This window comes from Thermodesulfobacteriota bacterium, assembly GCA_040755095.1.
Classification (GTDB): Bacteria; Desulfobacterota; Desulfobulbia; order Desulfobulbales; family JBFMBH01; genus JBFMBH01.
In genome coordinates, this window is the sequence record JBFMBH010000253.1 from 1 (window position 1) to 1665 (window position 1665).

The 1665-nt window shown below is 69.2% G+C and carries 1 protein-coding gene; it reads left to right on the forward strand.

What is annotated here, in order from left to right; translation table 11 throughout:
* The first annotated feature begins 322 nt into the window (after positions 1–322).
* Positions 323–1555 carry a hypothetical protein gene (locus tag AB1634_19445; GenBank protein ID MEW6221688.1) on the forward strand — a complete coding sequence of 411 codons (1233 nt, stop codon included), beginning with the start codon at positions 323–325 and terminating at the stop codon, positions 1553–1555.
* Positions 1556–1665: the final 110 nt, after the last annotated feature.

Here is a 1665-nt window from a genome sequence, read left to right on the forward strand (position 1 = left end):
GATCCTCGAGGCGGAGCAGGCGGCCCCGCGGCAGTAGAGGTGCCTTGTTGCTTCCGCAGCTGCGCTCCCCTGTGCATCTGTCTCCTCCGGCCACGCCTCCTGCCCCCTTGACGCGTCATGACCGCCGAGCAGCATGCCGCCGGCGGCCGGACACCTGCGGCCGCCAGCCCGCATTCCTCCTTGACAAGGGGTGGACGGCCGGGCTACTCATAGGGGCACAGCGCCCATTGGCGCCACCCCCTTGGATTCCTCGGCCCGGCCCGGTCCCTGCAGACTGAGGACCGGTCCCCGGTGCAACCGCCCACGTTTTGAGGAGGAGACAATGGCCACGGACAACAGCAAGACCGACAGGCGATTCGAAGAGCGGCTGGCGATGTACTCAGCCATGGTGGGCGGCGTCGTCGCCGGACTGGCACCAGGCCAGGCCTTTGCCGGGGTGACCAACACCATCCACAACGCCGCTATTGCTCGGTTTGGGATCACCGCTGTGGATGTGGACGGCGACGGCACCAATGACATCCGGGTCAAATGCGACAGTTTAATTGCAAGCACAGCCATATGCAGGGCGTACGGTACCGCGGCCCAGGCCAACGAGAAGTTCGATATCGCCGCTGCGGCCCAGGGAACAAACAACAACTATGCCAACGTGCCGACCAGGACCATGTCCGGCGCCGCACCGGCCAACAGCGCCGCCGTCGCCAGCTCCAAGTTCGGCGTCTTCCCCACCATCCAGTGTCTTCTGCGCATCAAGGGCCTGAGCCGCAACGCCAACTACTGGGGCTGGGTGCGCTGGCAGTGCAGGAGCAATACCACCGGCGGCCAGCTCCTGGACTCGGCCTGGACCGACAGCACCGCCAGCAACTGCCTGCGCTACAACTCCGCGAATGCCCAGGGCCAACGGGGCGAAGACTGCGGTGCCGGTGCCGTGGACCTCACCGCCTTCACCGCCGCCGGAGCGCCGGCCGGCATCACCCTCTCCTGGCAGACCGCCACCGAGGTGGATCACGCCGGCTTCCATATCTGGCGGGCGCCCGCCGGCTCCGATGCCTTTGCCCAGGTGAGCTGCGACCTCATCCCGGGGCAGGGCGACGCGGCCCAGGGCTTCGCCTACCAGTTCCAGGATCCGGCGGTCGAGCCCGGCCAGGGCTACTGGTACAAGCTGGAGGCAGTGGATTCCCAGGGCGGCCGGGAATTCTTCGGCCCGGTGGGGGCAGTAGCCGGGCCGGGCGTGGTGGCGGTGGCGCCGGCCACCGGCAGCCCGCTGCCCCTGGCCACGCCCCCGACCTTCTCCTGGCTGGCCAACGGCCCCGGCTACTTCTGGCTGGACTTCGCGGCCCGGCCCTCCTTCCGGGGCGGCAAGCGGCTGCTGTTGGGCGACGGCAGCCCGGCCCAGCCCATCACCGGCACCGGCATCACCCTGAGCCCGGCGGACTGGACCAGGCTCCAGCAGCACTTCCGGCTCCAGGCCGGTGACTATCTCTTCTGGCGGGTGCTGGGCCTGGAGAACCGCCGCAAGGGCTACGCCTCGGAGGGCAAGGTCTTCCAGGTGGAGTAGATGACGCCCGAGGAAAGCCAGCCGCGCCGCGCTGCCGCGCCGGCGCTTGCCCCCCCCCCGTTCCTGACCGAAGATGGCGAGGCTGCCCAGGTGGATGCCCAGGGCAGCCT

Bases quoted from the DNA above. Each gene is read 5' to 3' on its own strand.
- AB1634_19445 (MEW6221688.1), top strand. From the start codon at position 323: ATGGCCACGGACAACAGCAAGACCGACAGGCGATTCGAAGAGCGGCTG.